This is a genomic window from Clostridioides sp. ES-W-0018-02 (assembly GCF_020658175.1).
Classification (GTDB): domain Bacteria; phylum Bacillota; class Clostridia; order Peptostreptococcales; family Peptostreptococcaceae; genus Clostridioides.
Genome location: NZ_JACVVY010000001.1, coordinates 1,386,202 through 1,403,133 on the forward strand (window position 1 = coordinate 1,386,202; position 16,932 = coordinate 1,403,133).

Below are 16,932 nucleotides of genomic sequence, written 5' to 3' on the forward strand. Positions count from 1 at the left end.
CTATTTAAGGAAATTTTTTTGTAGTATTGTAACAATAAATTCGCTACCAATACCAAGTTCACTTTTTACTTTTATACATCCATTTAATGATTTGACTATATGCTTCGTTATAGCCAATCCTAAACCCGTTCCTCCTACATCTCTACTTCTTGCTTTATCTACTCTATAGAAGCGTTCAAAGATACGTTCTACATATTCTTTTGGTATTCCAACACCATTATCTATAACTTTGATTATTATTTTTTCTTCATCTTTTAAAACTACCACTTGTACAATACCATTATCTTGAGTATATTTTATAGCATTATCAACTAAATTTAAAAATACTTGTTTGATATAATCTCTATTAGAAAGTATGTTTATTGATTTATCATCACATTTATATAAAACTTCTATGTTTTTTTCACTAGCTGAACGTTGAGTTATTTCATATACTTCTCTAAATACATCATATATTACAACATCTTCCATTAGAAGAGTGTCTTTATTTTCTACAAATGATAATAATAATATGTCGTCAATCAATCTTTTTAATCTGTCTGATTCACTTTCTATTATTTCCAAAAACCTATTTCTAGTGTTTGCATCTATATTTTCATTGGATTTTAATGTTTCAACAAATCCACTTATAGATGTAAGTGGTGTTTTAAGTTCATGACTTACATTAGCAACAAAATCACTTCTCATATTTTCAAGCTTCACTTTTTTAGTAATATCTTCTATGTTTACTATTGAGCCAATTATTACATTATTGGTATTTTGAAGATAAACTGGATCCACTTTTATTTTGTATACTATATCATCTTTAGTAGTAATCTTTGCAGTTTCATTTTCTTTAGAACCTATAAATTGAAGTATCTGCTTTAATATTTCTTCTTCTTTTATTACAGCATTGATATTATGTCCTTCAACTAGTTTGTTTGGTTCACTCTTTATCATTTCTTTAGCTTCATCATTTATCAATAATATGTTTCCATTTACATCTATAGCTAAAATTCCATGAGATATACTCTTTAATATAGACCTTAATTGTAAATGTTTATATTGTACTTCTTCCAATGTATCATCCATATTTTTTATCATATGATTAAAATTTCTGGCTAATTCGCCTAATTCGCCTTTAGCTGATATATTCAACCTAGCATGAAATTCCTTGTTACTTACTTTTTTTGAAACGTATATAAACTCTTTTAAATATTTTCTTAGTGTTACTGTATATCTTACAGACAATATTACAATGGCTATAGACAACATAACAATAAAAAAATATATGCTATTTAATTCTTCCACAAGATAACACTCCTAAAATATAACTTTTTCTAATCTATTTTGTATCCTACACCTCTTATAGTTTCTATATATTTTTCTGATTTATCTTCATCTTCTATTTTTTTTCTTAAATATCTTATATGGACATCTACTGTTCTAGTTTCTCCATAGTATTCATAGCCCCATATTTTATCTAAAAGATAGTTTCTTGAAAGTACTTTACCTTTATTCTGAATTAATAATTTTAACAGTTCAAACTCTTTAAGTGTTAACTCTATCTTTTCAGAACCTTTAGTAACTTCATGTTTTGATAAATCTAGTTTTAAATTGCCTGTGGTAAGTATATTATTTTCTTCGCCTGTACTAGTTAAGTTATATCTTCTTAAAACAGAGCTAACCCTAGCTAACAATTCTTTTATACTAAATGGCTTGGTTATATAATCATCAGCACCTACTTCAAGCCCTTCAACCTTGTCATTTTCCATATTTTTAGCAGTAAGCATTATAACAGGAATATTTTTCAAGTCTTTATCACTTCTTATTTTTCTCAATACTTCTATTCCACTTATATTTGGTAGCATCCAATCTAAAAGTATTAAATCTGGTTTAACTTCCTTAGCTTTTATAAATCCATCAAATCCATCATATGAATAACTAACTTCGTAGTTTGACACCTCCAAATTGAATTTTAATAGCTCAACTATATGCATTTCATCGTCTATAACAAGCACTTTAGTATTCATTAAAAAGCTCCTCTCTATTTTATCTGTAGTACCGTTCCTATTCGCTCTGATGCCTTATTATGTTTTCTATAAGAGTGGAATTCATCTGCTCTACAACTAGTGCATAGATTTAAATTTATTATATTTTCTTTTTTGACTCCACTACATCTCAGCATATACTCATTAATTTTCCATAAATCTAAATAGTAACTTCCCTCTTTTATTATATAGAACTTTTCATCATTATTTGTAAGAATTGTGTTAAATTTTTCTACTAACTCCTCAGAAACTTCATAACAACAAGGTCCAATTGATGGTCCAATTATACATATCAAATCTTCAGGAGCTGTTTTATAAGTCTCAGACATCAATTTTATTGTTTTGTGACCTATATTACTAAAAGTACCTTTCCAGCCAGCATGTGCCAGTCCTATGGCTTTATTTTTAGCATCTATAATTGATATAGGTACGCAATCTGCTGTAAACAATAAAAGTGGTACTTTCTCTAAGTTTGTTATAAGTGCATCTCCTTCTATTCTTTGTCCTATATTCTCTCTACTAACTATGTTAACTATGTCTGAATGTATTTGAGAATTACTAGTTAAATTTTCAAACATTAAATCGCATTCCTTGCAAACCCTTAACATGTCTTCTTTACTTTTTGCATCTATATTTTTACAAGTTATAACTAGATTTATAGAATTTAATTTTTCATCAATTTCTTTACAATTGCTACTTAAGTTAACATACTCTTTAATATCTTCTACACTTTTTAGATTTATATAATCTTTCATCATTTGTCTCCTTTTTCTATTAGTATACTTTTAAGTTCATTTACAAAAGTATTTATATCTTTAAATTGTCTATACACAGAAGCAAATCTTACATAGGCAACTTCATCTAAATCTTTCAATTTATCCATTACCATTTCACCAATTTTTTTGGTTTCGATTTCTTCTATAAAGCATTTATTTATTTCATTTTCAATATGTACAACTATATTCTCAATATCTTCAACAGATACAGGTCTTTTTTCACATGCCTTTAATAGTCCATATTTTATTTTTTCTCTATCAAAATACTCTCTACTATTATCTTTTTTAATAACCATTAAAGGAGTAGTTTCTATTTTTTCATAAGTAGTAAATCTCTTTTTACATAATTCACATTCACGTCTTCTTCTAATAGATTTTAAATCTGTATGTCTAGAATCTATTACCTTTGATTCTTTATAATTGCAATAAGGACATTGCATCTGTATTCCTCCTTTGTTTAGCTATATATCAAATTCATCTAAGCTTAATTCTGAACCTATATTTACTATTATTGTATCACAACCTATTTTAAGTATATCATTCCAAAATATAACTTCTTCATCCCCTCCTCTTGAAAAAAAACTTCTACTTCCATCTCCAAAAATGGTAAATGATACTACTTTTCCCTCATGAATATCCATATCTATGTCGATTATGAAACCCATCCTTTTTCCATTTTTTACATTTATAATTTCTTTTTCCATTATATCAGAAACTCTAATCATATTATACTCACCCTTCCTTTAAAAATAAATATGTATTTGGATAAAAAAAAATGACCTATATAGGTCATTTAAATTTAAAATTATGTTTACATTCCATGGATTACTTATACATACTTTCTCATATTTTTTAAAGCATTTTTTTCAATTCTTGATACTTGTGCTTGAGATATACCGATTTCATCAGCAACTTCTATCTGAGTTCTTCCTTTGTAAAATCTTAAATCTAATACCAACTTTTCTCTACTATTTAATTTTTTAATAGCTTCCTTAAGTGATATTTCTTGCAACCAGTTTTCATCAGTATCTTTTTTGTCTTGAACCTGATCCATTACAAATATGGCATCTCCATTATCTTGATATACTGGGTCAAATAAAGATATTGGATCTTGTATAGCATCAAGTGCCATTACAACTGACTCTACTTCTAATTCTAATTCCTTTGCTATTTCTGATACTGTTGGTTCTTTTGAATTTGTTCTAATTAATCTTTCTCTGACTTGTAGTGCCTTATATGCTATATCTTTTAATGATCTACTCACTCTGATTGGATTATTGTCTCTTAAGTATCTTCTAATTTCTCCTATAATCATAGGAACAGCATAAGTTGAAAATCTGACATTTTGACTTAAATCAAAATTATCTATAGCTTTTATAAGACCAATACAACCTATTTGAAATAAATCGTCTATATTTTCTCCTCTGTTGTTAAATTTTTTTATTACACTCAAGACTAACCTTAAATTTCCTCTTACAAATTGTTGTCTGGCTTCTTCATCACCACTTTTTATTTGTAATAAAAGTTCCTTCATTTGCTTATTTTTAAGAACTGGAAGTTCAGATGTATTAACACCACATATTTCAACCTTATTAACTTGCATACATTTCAGTCCTCTCTCAAAAAGTATTCATCTATTGAAATTATTTACATTTCCAATTTTTTTATACTTTTTAAGAAGAATTAATTTAGCATTATACAAATTTTTTCATTTCTTTTTGTAATCTTGAAATTATTTTCTTTTCAAGTCTAGATATGTAGGATTGAGATATTCCAAGCATTCCAGCAACTTCCTTTTGTGTTTTTTCAATACCTTTATCTATAAGTCCAAACCTTAATTCCATAATTTGCTTTTCTCTGTCACTTAATCTGTCAAGTGCCATAACCAATAAATCTCTATCTATTTCTTCTTCGATTATTTTATATATTTCATCATTTTCTGTACCTAAAACATCTGATAATAGAAGTTCATTTCCATCTAAGTCTATATTTAAAGGCTCATCAAATGATACCTCCGTTTTCTTTTTATTATTTTTTCTTAGATACATTAGTATTTCATTTTCTATACATCTCGAAGCATAGGTTGCTAATTTTATATTTTTATTTAATTTAAAAGTATTGACTGCCTTTATCAAACCTATAGTCCCTATAGAAATTAAATCCTCTACATCTATCCCTGTATTTTCAAATTTTCTTGATATGTAGACTACTAATCTCAAATTTCTTTCTATTAAAATTGATTTTACGGTTTCATCAGTTTCTAGCTTTTGCAAAAGTTCCATTTCTTCTGCTGGTTTTAGTGGTGGAGGAAGAATATTGGCTCCACCCATATAGTATATTCCTTTTGGCTTTATTATTTTTAATTTAATACCTAACATCGTAATAAAGCTTATGATTCTTTCTTTTAATCGTAACATCCTTTGTCCCCCTTAAATTTTTAGCTAGAATCCAGGCAATATATTTGGATTCATTATTGCCCCATATTCTCTATCATTAAAATTTGAAATACCAAGTATTATATTTCCTATCTTTTGCTCATCTACCTCTACATAATCAGCTTTTAGACCAATTATTATGCTTGTCTTATTACTTCCAGCATGTTTATAAGGTATTATTCTAACTCTCCCTGAAGTTCTGTCATCTAAACTACATATAATTTCCTGAGCTTTTTTCATATCTATATCTTCATAGTTAATATTTAATAGATTTTCTGGAATCAATCCTTCTAATACACTTGATTTGACTATTATTACATCACTTTGACTTATTGGGTCTTTTAATAAATTTCCACTATCAACTAATGCCTTACAGCAAAAGCTTTTTTCTAATAAGTTTATATTTATGGTCTTCGTAAGCTCTTTGATGTATTTAAGCATCTTCAAGTCTTTGTAAATGTACTTTAATAGTTCACAACTTACATAAGTACATGCAATTAAAAAAGATATTTTTAAATGGCTTATTCCTGTAAAATAAATTACAAAATAAGTACTTCCAGAAATAAAAATATTTACTAAATAAAAAACTAATGCTACATGAGCATAATCTTTTTTGCTCTTAGTCCTAAATGAAATTAAAGTTATAATACTCATGATTATTATTTTAAATGGCACTGTAAATAGTATATCCATTGATGGGTATAAATAAGCAACAGAGTAGGCTCCTCCTAAACTAGCCCCCAGCAACTTATTTTTTCTAGGATTATATTTTTTAGTAAGAATAGAAGTACAACTTATAATAATATAATTTATTACTAGGTTTTCTATAACATAGTACTCAATATACACCATGTATCCCCCCTTAAAACCTTTAAACATATTATAAGATAGTATGTACAAAATTTTATGTCACTTTTGACAGTCGAATCCAAAACAAATTCTATTTAAAAATAACAATGATATATGTCTTATACTTTATGTCGTCAAAAGATATTTTTTTAGCATCAAAGAAATAGACTTTTTTGTAGAATTCAATATATCTAGGTAGAAGTTATTCAACTCTACCTTTGGAATATTTCCATAAAAAAAGACTATGCGACTTAATAATATAGCAAGTAAATCGTTTACTTGTATAAAATTAAATTGCATAGTCTATAAATCAAATATAAAATTAAATTATTGTGCTAACAATTCATTTGCATATTTTGCAGATTCATTTAGTGCTTGTTCTGGAGTTTTGTCTCCAGCTATCATCATTTGAAGTTGTTTCCATAAGTGTTCATATATTTCTACTCCATGAGGTCCAACTGTTAATGGTCTGTACATATTTTTATCTTTTGTTACCATTTCTTCAAATCTTGGATCTCCTTGATATTTTTCACCTTTAGCAACTGGTGCTCTTGGTATCTCTTTATGGAAAGCTTCCATTGAGTCTTTGCTTAACATATATTCAAGAAGTTTAAATCCAAGTTCTTTGTTTTTACACGCTGACATTAAAGTTAAATCATCTACTGAGGCAAAACTACCAACTGTTTTATCTTCTAATGAAGTTACATATCCCCAGTTTAAGTCTGGGAATGATTTATCAAAAGTACTTGTAGCAGCAGAAGACAGCATTATAGTAAATGCAGCTTTTCCTGGTCCAAATACACTTTCAACCATCTCATTACTGTCTTTTGATAAAGCATTATCTGGTATATATTTTTTCATATCATTTATAAAGTTTGCAGCTTTTAATCCTTCTTTATTGTTAAATTTAACTGATTTTAAATCATCATTATATATATCTCCACCAGCTTGCCATAGATATGGATACCAGTTCCAGTTCAAACTACCAAACACTTTAGAACCCCAACCTTGTGCAAGACCCCATTGGTCTATTTTTCCATCTCCATCAGTATCTTTTGTTGCTTTTTCACATATTCTTTTAAAATCTTCCCACGTTTTAGGAGGTTTTTCTCCCAATTTTTCTAGTATATCTTTATTATAGTATAATACACCTGGATTAGCAGCTTCTATAGGTAAACCGTAAATTCCACCCATCATTTTTGCATTATCTAAGTATAAATAATTATCTGAAGTTCCTGATTTTTCTAAATAAGGAGTTAAATCTTCAACTGCTCCCATTTCTATAAATTGAGGAAACATTTCTGCATACATATACCCTATATCTGGCCCCTCACCTGCACTGATTGCAGTAGCATATTTTTCTGCATAATTATCCCATGGTACTATTTGGAATTCAATTTCACAGTTATTTTCCTTTTCAAATTTCTCAAGTATTGGTTTCCATGCATCTGCATCATGATCTGTTAACGGTGCAGACCATACAACTAATTTTTCTTTGCCATCTTTGCCTTTAGATTCTTCTTTTTTTGTACATCCAGCAAGAAGTGATGTTGACAAAATAGCAACCATGGCTAAAGAAAGAATTTTTTTTAGCTTAATCATACTTAATCCCCTTTCAGACTTTAATTTCTCTTTTTCCTCAAATTTTTACAATTCAATTCAGGTTTAATATTACCAAATAAAAATGTCATTGTCTAATTATAAAAAACTATAACCATTTATATAACTATCATTTTTTTCTATACTCAGTAGAAAAAACTTTACTTTTTTATTTTTTTTGATATTAAAATATGTTAAAAAAAATAGGAGATTAAAGTACAAAAAATAAAAAGAAGTCTATTGACTTCTTTATAAGTTTACATATTATCTTCTTCTTCTTAAAAATGTAGGTATTTCCATGCTCTCATCATCATCTTCTTCTATTATACTTGCCTTTTTAGGAGCTTCTATCTTTTCTTCAACCACAATTTCTTCTTCTTCTATTTCTTTTACAACTTGTTTTACAGTTGTATTCAGAGAAGACCTTATACTTGATTTAGGCTTAGTATCCAAATCTAAAATCCCACCTTGTAAACCTTCAAATCCTGTTGCGATTACTGTAATCATTATTTCATCGCCTAAATCTTCTTTTATAGAAGCACCAAATATAACATTTGCTTCTGGGTCACAAGATTCCATAACTAAAGTAGATGCTTCATTAACTTCAAATAATCCTAAGTTAGGACCACCTGTAACATTAAGAAGTACTCCTTTTGCTCCTTGTATTGATGTTTCTAAAAGTGGTGATTGGATAGCTTGTCTAGCAGCATCTATAGCTCTAGTTTCTCCACTAGCACTACCTATACCCATATGAGCAAGACCTTTATCTTTCATTATAGTAGTAACATCTGCAAAGTCTAAGTTTATTAATCCTTCAACTGCTATAAGGTCAGAAATTGATTGTATACCTTGTTTTAACACATCGTCTGCAACTGCAAAAGCATCCAGCATTGAAGTATTCTTTTGTACTATTTGTAAAAGTCTATCATTTGGTATTGTTATAAGAGTATCTACCTTTGACTTAAGCTCAGCTATTCCACCTTCAGCATTTTTCATTCTTATCTTACCTTCAAATGCAAAAGGTTTTGTAACTACACCTACTGTGAGGATACCCATTTCTTTAGCTAGGCCTGCAACTACTGGGGCAGCTCCTGTACCAGTACCACCACCCATTCCAGCTGTAACAAATACCATATCAGCTCCTTGAAGTAGTTTTACTATTTCATCTTTACTTTCTTCTGCAGCTCTTTTTCCTACTTCTGGATTAGCTCCTGCACCAAGTCCTCTAGTTAATTTTTCTCCTATTTGAACTTTATATTCAGCCTTTGATGTATATAAAGCTTGTTTATCTGTATTTACTGATATAAATTCAACGCCTTTAAGTTGAGCTTCTACCATTCTATTGACAGCATTGTTTCCACCGCCACCTACACCTATTACTTTAATTTGTGCACATTCTTCTAATTCTACGTCAAAGTTTAGCATCATAAACCCCCTTATCTCATGATTCAAAGTTATCGTATGTATTAATTATATCATTTTCTTCTTTTATTTTGTTAACCTTTAAGTAACATATTCCACAAAAACGTAAATTTTCCTTTTTAATTTTCTTACTTATATTGTCAAATATTACTCTTTAAGTATAAAATATTTTATGTATATCTCAAAAGTTCTTTAATTTTTATGTTTTTTATTCATAATATTGGCAATGATATAACGTCTAATTATAGATAAATTATTAAATAGTCTCATCCCAAAAACTAATACTGCCACATAGTAAAGTGAAATTCCCAACTTTTCTCCTATATAAGTCAATAATATAGCCAAGATAGCATTACCTATGAAACCAGTAACAAAAATTACATTATCATAGTTATCTTCAAAACTGGATTTTATAGCTCCAAATATAGAATCCATTATTGCAAGAATAGCTACTGACATATATATCGAATAATCCATAGAATATGTAAATGGAATGTAGTAACCTACTACCACACCAAATGCCAATCCTCCTAAAATCCATATCATAAATCCTCACCTCTTTATTTTACTTTGAAACACAACTATATTACAATCCTTTTTATTAATTTTTTTTATTTTTTCTTTATTTTTTTGTATTTTTCGTTTTATTTTGCAAATAAATTCACTCTATTTCCATTATTTTCCTCTATTTTTATATTAATCCCATATATATCCTTTAGAGATTTAGCATATGATTCTGGAGAATTTATAGCTGCACTCAATAAATCTATATCTCCTATAGCTTTTATTATAAATGGTTGTCCATATGTAGTATCATTTACTGTAATAGTTGCTCCTGAACATTTTATCTTACTTGTTGACAATACTCTTTCTCCATTTATAGATATTGCTTTTGCACCTGCTTTTTTCAAATCATTTAAAACTCTTAGAATGTCAATATCATGTATAATCAGGTCGTTTGGATTTTGTCCATCTTTTAATTCTCTTTCACTATCCTTCATAGTAATAGTTATTCCTGGACCTGTGACAGCTGAATAACCACTTAACTCTTTAACTTCTTCAAGTTCTTTTTTCATCAATGTTTGAATAGATTCATTTCCATTATTTTCTGCTTGCTTATATTCATCTAAAGTCTTTTTGTTACTTTTAAGAGCTTCTTTTAGATTTTTTATTTCCTTATTTGTATTTTCTATCTCACTTTCAATATTTTTAGTCTGGCTCAATGTTATATACACTTTATTTGGGTTCAGTGATTTTATATAAGTTGATATGAAAATGCCTAATATGAATGCTCCTAATATAATCATTTTCTTTTTCATACTATTATTTCCTCTCTACTTTATCTGTATCACCATGTCCATTTATTTTTACATTATCTTCTTTAATTACTTTTACCTTTGCATTATAATACGTTTCTATTTCCCAGACAATACCATACTTTATATTGAGCGCAGAAGCTAATGTATCAGAATCACCAATTGCCTTTATTGTAATTGGCTCCTTTATAACAGTGTCATTCATATAAAGTTTATCTTCTTTCAAATACATATATGTATTTGAAACTACTCTTTGATTATTTATAGATATGGCACTTGCTTGTGCTGAATTTAATTTATTTATCATTGACAGTAATAAATCATAATTATATAGTATACTGTCATTTTTATCAAAGCTTCCTAAAGTTTTTGTAGAATTTATTTCAACTTCAATACCTTTTCCTTCTACATCTGTATATCCAGCTAAAGTTTCATATTTTTCTATTTCTGATTTAAGTATATCTTGCTCTCCTTTTTCACTTTTACCTCTATATGTCTCTATATCTTTTTTTACACTATTAATTTCTGATTGAAGATTTTCTTTTTCTTTTTTTAGAGATTTAAGTTCTTCTGTAAGTTGCTCGCCTCTCTTAAAAGTCGTCATTCCTCTATTTTCTATATTAATAATTTTTAGTTGTAAACTAACGAGAACTCCCAATACAATACTTCCTATAATTATACTCTTATTTATAAACCTTTTTTTCAAAATATCACTTCCTTACAATTGTCTATCCTTCTGGACTATATACAGCTAGCTTTCCATAATTTAGATTTATAGTCCCACCATTGGTATTTTTATTTTGCAGGTCAATCAAAATTTTATTTACCCTAGATATATTATAATCTAAGTTATCATCATTAGAAAGTAAGATTTTTATATTGCTTCTCGTAAGCATATCTACATTCCCTTCTTTTTTAAAGTTTACATAATTTATTTTTCTATAAATACCTTCTTCTTTTAAATAATTTAAAGTCTTAAATACACTCTCTTTAGTTTTATAATTTTTAAATTTTATTGATTTTGTATCATTAATACTATAATCTACTTCCACTATCAAATCATTTTTACTTTCATTAGTGCCTTTTAATTCCTCTAATAAGTTCCCTTTTTTATCTATATAACAATAGTTATCTTCATCCTTTAATACCGCAAAAATTTCTTTTTCTTTTAAGCTTATAATTATCTTATTTGGAAGTTTCCTTTTTATTTCTACATCTTCTATATACGGATTTTTCATAAGCTTACTTTTCATGTCTTTAAAATTGTATGCAAATATATTTTCATGTGAACTTACATTTAACGATTTCATTATATTTGACTTGGTGACTCTTTTATTTCCAATCACATCTATCCTATTTACATCAAATAAATCACTCCCTACAATAATACATATCCCAAAAGATAGCATAAGTATAAAAACTAAAACTATCATAACATTATTCGTATTTAGCTTCTTTCTCCTCTTCAAATACAATCAACCCCTTTGGTTAATAAATACACCTTTCGAGTTTATATTCCCTACAAAAAAAATATAATATTTAAAGTCAAATTTTCTCATTTTCTTACAAAACAATCTAATAAAACATTAAAAAAGAGGATTAAATTGATATTTCATCAAAATAAATATAAAATACTATATGTATTTTATAACTTAAAACTTATATACACATAAATAAACCCCTAATTTAGAATAATTTAGAAAATCTAATATATTATAAATTAGGGGTAAATATTTATTTATCGTTTCTTTATTCCTATTACTTTAGCCTGACCTTCTATACTTGGAGCTGCTTCTTTCTTTACTTCCTCAATAGCTTTTTCTTTTTTTGGTTTCTTAGCTGTTGATTTTTGTGTTGAGTTATATACCTTTATTATCTCATCATATATAAGGTCTATAGCCTCAGGTCTACCTATAGTTTTACTTGCATTTGCCATATCAACTAGAAGTTCTCTATCTCCTAAAAGTTTAAATACGGCTGTATTCAGGCTTTCTGGAGTTAAGTTTTTTTCCAAGATTGCAACCCCTGCCCCTTGCTTCTCTATACTCTTAGCATTGTACTCTTGATGATTTTCAGCAGTATATGCTTTAGGTATTATTATAGAAGGTTTGCCAAGAGCTGTTATTTCAGCTAATGAAATTGCTCCTGCACTACCTATAACTAAATCACTTGCTGCAAGTGCATTTGCCATATCTTCTAAATAAGGTACTACTTTTTGGTATGGTTTAAGATTTATATTACTGATACTTTCCATAAATTCTTCATAATAGCTTTTTCCTGTTGCAAATATAAAAGCTATATCTTCATTTACCATATTTTTAATGACAAGTCTCATTGCATCATTTATTTTTCTTGAACCTCCACTACCACCGTAGCAAAGTACCATTTTTTTCTCTTCACTTATTCCTAAATTTTTTCTTGCGATATTTTTTCTTGATAACAAAATTTCTTTTCTAACTGGATTTCCTGTAAAAACTAATTTTTCTTCTGCTGCCTCAGGGAATCTTTTATGTGAATCTTCAAAACTTGTAAGTACCTTTGTAACTGTTTTAGATAAAATCTTATTAGTTACCCCAGGAAAAGAATTTTGCTCATGTATTATAGCTGGTATTTTTCCCATAGACGCATTAAATAAAACAGGTCCACTGACATATCCACCAGTTCCTATGACTACATCTGGCTTAAATTTTTTAACAATTTTTCTTGATTGTTCCAATCCTTTAAAAAGCTTAAAAACTCTTTTTACATTATCGAAGTCTATTTTTCTCTTAAATCCTTGTACTGTTACAGTTTTCAATTCAAATCCATACTTAGGAACTATTTCTGATTCTATTCCTTTTTCCGTCCCAACAAACATTATCTCGGCGTCTGGATGTTCATCTCTTATTTTGTTAGCAATAGCTATAGCTGGATATACGTGTCCTCCAGTTCCACCGCCTGATAATAAAACTTTCATCAAATCATCATCTCCTGTTAATTAATTTTGACATGCTTTGAGATGTTCAACACTATACCTACAGCCCCCATAAAGATGGTGAGTGAGGTACCTCCATAACTTATAAATGGTAGTGCTACACCTGTAGCTGGCATTGATGATGTTGCAACTGCTATATTTAAAGCTGCTTGTATTCCAATTTGTGCCCCTATACCTATGACAACCATACAAGCAAATACATTAGAAGTCTTCAAAGCTATTCTTACACATCTGTAGACTAAGGCTACAAATAGCATTATAACTATTATACAACCAATTAATCCTAACTCTTCTCCTATTATAGCAAATATAAAGTCATTTTGTGGCTCTGGTATATAAAAATACTTTTGCTTACTCTTTCCTAAGCCTAAACCAAACAGTCCTCCTGAACCTAATGCATATAAACCTTGTATTACCTGATACCCCTTACCAAGTGGGTCTTGAAATGGGTCTAAAAAAGATGTAACACGACTAAGTCTATACGGTTCAGCAATTACTAATGCAGCAAATAAAGCAGCCCCACTTCCTATCATAGCAAATACAATTTTCATATCCATTCCAGCAACAAATATCATTACAAATGTAACTAGAATTACAGTACCTGCTGTTGACAAATTTGGTTGAAGTATTATCAACGCAAAAAATATTCCTGGAACTACGAGAAGTGGTACAACACCTTTTGTCAAAGATTTTATTTTATCATAATTTTTCTCAATCAATTTTGCAGTTAATATTATTGTAGCAAACTTTGCAATTTCTGCAGGCTGAAATGTTAAAGCACCTATCCCTAACCATCTTTTTGCTCCGTTTGCTTCTATTCCCAAAGGAGTTAAAACCAACAATAATAATACTACTGCTATAGCTCCAATTGCTGTAGCATTTTTCTTCCAAAAATTATAGTCTATTCTAGATGTAATAATCATAACTATAAATCCTAGTATAGCATATATTACATTTTTCTTTAGAAAATAGTATGCATCATTGTGTTTAAATGAAGATTGTATAAAACTTGCACTAAACACCATAACTATTCCTACAAATACTAAAAGCATAGTAGTATAAAATACTACTCCATCAAATTCAGTCTTCATCCTTATGTCAATTTGTTTTTTCAAATTTTCTTTAGGCATCCAACTAATCTACCTCCATTCTTCCATCTAAGTAAGTTTAGAGGTAAGAGATTATTTTAAATTGTTTACATTATCTTTGAAGTCTTTTCCTCTTACTTCAAAACTTTCATACATATCCCAACTTGCACAAGCTGGTGAAAGAAGCACTATATCTCCATTTTTTGAAATCTCATGAGAAGTCTTAACTGCTTCCTCCATATCTTTTACTATATGTATGTCATTAAATCCTTTATTTTTAGCACAATTTTCTATCTTTGGTGCAGTTTCTCCTAATAAGATTAATGATTTAACATATGATTTTGCAATTTCAAGAAGTTCATCAAAGTTGCTTCCCTTATCCATTCCTCCTGCTATAAGCACTATTGGTCTATTATAAGACTGTACAGCTTTTATAGTAGAATCTGGATTAGTTCCCTTTGAGTCATTTACATATATTACATTATCTAAGTTTCTTACAAACTCTTGTCTGTGTTCAACTCCTTTAAATGTCATCAATACATCTTTTATTACTTCTAAATCTACTTTACAAACATATGCTATTGCTATTGCTGCCATACAATTTTCTAAATTATGGCCTCCAGGCAAACTTACATCATCTTTATTTAGAAACTTAATCTTATCCTCTATATCTATTATTATGTCATTATTTTCTAAATATACTCCTCCATTTACTCTATGAGTTCTTGAAAAGTAAATTACTTTGGCATTACATTTATCAGCTAGGCCTCTCACTATTTCATCATCATAATTTAATATACAAAAATCTTCATCATTTTGATTCATAAATATTTTTGATTTAGCTTCTATGTACTTTTCCATAGTATGATGTCTATTTAAATGATCTTCTGTAATATTTAATATTGCACTTACTTTAGGTCTAAATTCATCCACACTTTCAAGTTGGAAACTACTCAGTTCAGTTACAAGTATAGATTCTTCATTTGAAGTTTCTATAGTATCTATTACAGGATTCCCTATATTACCAACTACATATGTATCTTTTTTGGCACTTGAAAAAATTTCTCCTACTAAGCTAGTTGTAGTTGTCTTACCATTTGTACCTGTAATCCCTATAAAAGTTGGATTATTTGACAATTTAAAAGCTAATTCTACCTCACCAATTATATACTTGCCTGAATTTTTTAGCTTCAAAATAAATGGCAAGTCTAATGGTACTCCTGGAGATACTACAACCATATCTACATCGTCTACAGCCTCTGGATGGCATCCTAATATGTATTCTATGTCATTTATAGATTTTAATTCATCAAGTATGTTTTTTAATTTATTTTCATCTTTAATATCATTTACAATTATACTTGCTCCTAATTTATCTAAATGTTTAATTGTAGATATACCAGTTTTTGCAAGCCCTACTAATAAAACTTTTTTTCCATTTAAGTCCATTTTTTATTCCCCCTAGGCCTAAAATACTGCTATTATACTTATCCAAGCTAAAACAACTGTAATAATCCAAAAAACAAATACAACTCTTGTTTCTGGCCAACCACATTGTTCAAAATGATGGTGTATTGGAGCCATCTTAAAGAATCTCTTTCTAGTTACTTTAAAATATCCAACTTGAATTAAAACTGATAGAGCTTCTGCAAAATAAATGCCTCCAATTATAGGTATTATAAGCACTGAATTAGTTAAAACTGAAAATGCTACAACCGCACCACCTAATGCCATTGAACCTGTATCTCCCATAAACACTCTAGCTGGATATGAATTAAATCCTAAAAAGCCTAGACATGCTCCAACAGTTGCTGCTGCTAAAACTGCAACTTCTGTATTGCCTGCAACTGAACTTGCAAACAACATAAAAAATACAGAAACAACTAAAGTCACTCCTGATGCTAGACCATCTAGACCATCAGTTAAATTTACAGCATTTACTATTGCTACTATTATAAACATCATTATTGGTATATATAGTATTCCAACATTTATTACAAAATCTGTAAATGGTATCATAAGTTGCGAAGCACTTGATGACGATGTATACTGATAAAAAGCAACATAAAAAGATAATGCAACTTGAAGGATTATTTTTTGATATGCTTTTAGTCCAAGTGACCTTTTTAGCTTTATTTTTATAAAGTCATCTAAAAAACCAATAAAACCAAAACCAGCAATACATATAAGACCTACTGCCATGTCATGACTAACTTTTACTCTTGTAAGTCCAGTTATTAGAATTGCAACAATCATTATAATTCCACCCATAGTAGGTGTTCCATTCTTAGCTAGATGTGTTTGAGGTCCATCATCTCTAACTGTCTGACCAAATTTAAATTTCCTAAGCATTGGTATAAATATTGGTCCTATTATAATTACTATCAAAAACGCAATCAATGCGGTGTACGTAAGCTCTGTTATTCCTAACATCATAAAACTC

General features: G+C 28.8%; 18 protein-coding genes. All 18 read right to left on the bottom strand.

All coding sequences use genetic code 11. The annotated features are described in order from the left end of the window. Positions 1-1,290: a HAMP domain-containing sensor histidine kinase gene (locus IC219_RS06115; RefSeq protein WP_227830791.1), complete on the bottom strand. Its 1,290-nt coding sequence runs from the start codon at positions 1,288-1,290 to the stop codon at positions 1-3. Between the two features lie 29 nt (positions 1,291-1,319). After that, the gene (locus IC219_RS06120; RefSeq protein WP_227432425.1) at positions 1,320-2,012 is read right to left on the bottom strand and encodes a winged helix-turn-helix domain-containing protein; all 693 of its coding nucleotides are present in this window, start codon (positions 2,010-2,012) and stop codon (positions 1,320-1,322) included. A gap of 14 nt (positions 2,013-2,026) precedes the next feature. Beyond that, positions 2,027-2,788, bottom strand: coding sequence for a peptidoglycan editing factor PgeF (gene pgeF, locus IC219_RS06125; protein ID WP_413926908.1), 762 nt, complete (start codon positions 2,786-2,788; stop codon positions 2,027-2,029). After that, a complete protein-coding gene (gene nrdR / locus IC219_RS06130) occupies positions 2,785-3,246 on the bottom strand; it encodes a transcriptional regulator NrdR (protein WP_227824212.1) in 462 nt (153 codons plus the stop codon). Before nrdR ends, pgeF begins: the two co-directional genes overlap by 4 nt. A gap of 21 nt (positions 3,247-3,267) precedes the next feature. Continuing rightward, entirely contained in the window at positions 3,268-3,531 is a 264-nt protein-coding gene (locus tag IC219_RS06135; RefSeq protein WP_227432422.1) for a YlmC/YmxH family sporulation protein, read from the bottom strand. Positions 3,532-3,635: 104 nt separating this feature from the next. After that, the gene (gene sigG / locus IC219_RS06140) at positions 3,636-4,409 is read right to left on the bottom strand and encodes an RNA polymerase sporulation sigma factor SigG (protein ID WP_169468424.1); all 774 of its coding nucleotides are present in this window, start codon (positions 4,407-4,409) and stop codon (positions 3,636-3,638) included. 91 nt (positions 4,410-4,500) lie between these two features. Then, a complete protein-coding gene (gene sigE, locus IC219_RS06145) occupies positions 4,501-5,223 on the bottom strand; it encodes an RNA polymerase sporulation sigma factor SigE (RefSeq protein WP_227432421.1) in 723 nt (240 codons plus the stop codon). A 24-nt stretch (positions 5,224-5,247) separates the two neighbouring features. After that, on the bottom strand, positions 5,248-6,093 hold the full coding sequence (locus IC219_RS06150; protein ID WP_227432420.1) for a sigma-E processing peptidase SpoIIGA: 846 nt from the start codon (positions 6,091-6,093) through the stop codon (positions 5,248-5,250). Between the two features lie 324 nt (positions 6,094-6,417). Then, positions 6,418-7,692, bottom strand: a complete 1,275-nt coding sequence (locus tag IC219_RS06155) for an ABC transporter substrate-binding protein (RefSeq protein ID WP_227432419.1) — start codon at positions 7,690-7,692, stop codon at positions 6,418-6,420. A gap of 261 nt (positions 7,693-7,953) precedes the next feature. After that, complete coding sequence (gene ftsZ, locus IC219_RS06160; protein WP_227432418.1) at positions 7,954-9,114, bottom strand: cell division protein FtsZ; 1,161 nt, start codon at positions 9,112-9,114, stop codon at positions 7,954-7,956. A gap of 189 nt (positions 9,115-9,303) precedes the next feature. Further along, positions 9,304-9,657, bottom strand: a complete 354-nt coding sequence (locus IC219_RS06165) for a small basic family protein (RefSeq protein WP_227432417.1) — start codon at positions 9,655-9,657, stop codon at positions 9,304-9,306. 98 nt (positions 9,658-9,755) lie between these two features. Next, positions 9,756-10,430, bottom strand: coding sequence for a DUF881 domain-containing protein (locus tag IC219_RS06170; protein ID WP_227432416.1), 675 nt, complete (start codon positions 10,428-10,430; stop codon positions 9,756-9,758). 4 nt (positions 10,431-10,434) lie between these two features. Next, positions 10,435-11,133: a DUF881 domain-containing protein gene (locus IC219_RS06175; protein ID WP_227432415.1), complete on the bottom strand. Its 699-nt coding sequence runs from the start codon at positions 11,131-11,133 to the stop codon at positions 10,435-10,437. A 22-nt stretch (positions 11,134-11,155) separates the two neighbouring features. Next, on the bottom strand, positions 11,156-11,896 hold the full coding sequence (locus IC219_RS06180) for a cell division protein FtsQ/DivIB (protein WP_227432414.1): 741 nt from the start codon (positions 11,894-11,896) through the stop codon (positions 11,156-11,158). A gap of 269 nt (positions 11,897-12,165) precedes the next feature. Next, the gene (murG, locus tag IC219_RS06185; protein ID WP_227830792.1) at positions 12,166-13,383 is read right to left on the bottom strand and encodes an undecaprenyldiphospho-muramoylpentapeptide beta-N-acetylglucosaminyltransferase; all 1,218 of its coding nucleotides are present in this window, start codon (positions 13,381-13,383) and stop codon (positions 12,166-12,168) included. 17 nt (positions 13,384-13,400) lie between these two features. Continuing rightward, on the bottom strand, positions 13,401-14,531 hold the full coding sequence (gene spoVE, locus IC219_RS06190; RefSeq protein WP_227432412.1) for a stage V sporulation protein E: 1,131 nt from the start codon (positions 14,529-14,531) through the stop codon (positions 13,401-13,403). A 51-nt stretch (positions 14,532-14,582) separates the two neighbouring features. Beyond that, positions 14,583-15,938, bottom strand: coding sequence for a UDP-N-acetylmuramoyl-L-alanine--D-glutamate ligase (murD, locus tag IC219_RS06195; RefSeq protein ID WP_227824216.1), 1,356 nt, complete (start codon positions 15,936-15,938; stop codon positions 14,583-14,585). 18 nt (positions 15,939-15,956) lie between these two features. Continuing rightward, entirely contained in the window at positions 15,957-16,925 is a 969-nt protein-coding gene (gene mraY / locus IC219_RS06200; RefSeq protein ID WP_227432410.1) for a phospho-N-acetylmuramoyl-pentapeptide-transferase, read from the bottom strand. Positions 16,926-16,932 lie beyond the last annotated feature (7 nt).

Coding starts and splice junctions, on each gene's coding strand:
- ftsZ (WP_227432418.1), bottom strand. CDS start 9,114: ATGCTAAACTTTGACGTAGAATTAGAAGAATGTGCACAAATTAAAGTA.
- spoVE (WP_227432412.1), bottom strand. CDS start 14,531: ATGCCTAAAGAAAATTTGAAAAAACAAATTGACATAAGGATGAAGACT.
- nrdR (WP_227824212.1), bottom strand. CDS start 3,246: ATGCAATGTCCTTATTGCAATTATAAAGAATCAAAGGTAATAGATTCT.
- IC219_RS06135 (WP_227432422.1), bottom strand. CDS start 3,531: ATGATTAGAGTTTCTGATATAATGGAAAAAGAAATTATAAATGTAAAA.
- IC219_RS06165 (WP_227432417.1), bottom strand. CDS start 9,657: ATGATATGGATTTTAGGAGGATTGGCATTTGGTGTGGTAGTAGGTTAC.
- mraY (WP_227432410.1), bottom strand. CDS start 16,925: ATGATGTTAGGAATAACAGAGCTTACGTACACCGCATTGATTGCGTTT.
- murD (WP_227824216.1), bottom strand. CDS start 15,938: ATGGACTTAAATGGAAAAAAAGTTTTATTAGTAGGGCTTGCAAAAACT.
- murG (WP_227830792.1), bottom strand. CDS start 13,383: ATGAAAGTTTTATTATCAGGCGGTGGAACTGGAGGACACGTATATCCA.
- IC219_RS06150 (WP_227432420.1), bottom strand. CDS start 6,093: ATGGTGTATATTGAGTACTATGTTATAGAAAACCTAGTAATAAATTAT.
- pgeF (WP_413926908.1), bottom strand. CDS start 2,788: ATGATGAAAGATTATATAAATCTAAAAAGTGTAGAAGATATTAAAGAG.
- IC219_RS06120 (WP_227432425.1), bottom strand. CDS start 2,012: ATGAATACTAAAGTGCTTGTTATAGACGATGAAATGCATATAGTTGAG.
- sigE (WP_227432421.1), bottom strand. CDS start 5,223: ATGTTACGATTAAAAGAAAGAATCATAAGCTTTATTACGATGTTAGGT.
- IC219_RS06170 (WP_227432416.1), bottom strand. CDS start 10,430: ATGAAAAAGAAAATGATTATATTAGGAGCATTCATATTAGGCATTTTC.
- IC219_RS06155 (WP_227432419.1), bottom strand. CDS start 7,692: ATGATTAAGCTAAAAAAAATTCTTTCTTTAGCCATGGTTGCTATTTTG.
- sigG (WP_169468424.1), bottom strand. CDS start 4,409: ATGCAAGTTAATAAGGTTGAAATATGTGGTGTTAATACATCTGAACTT.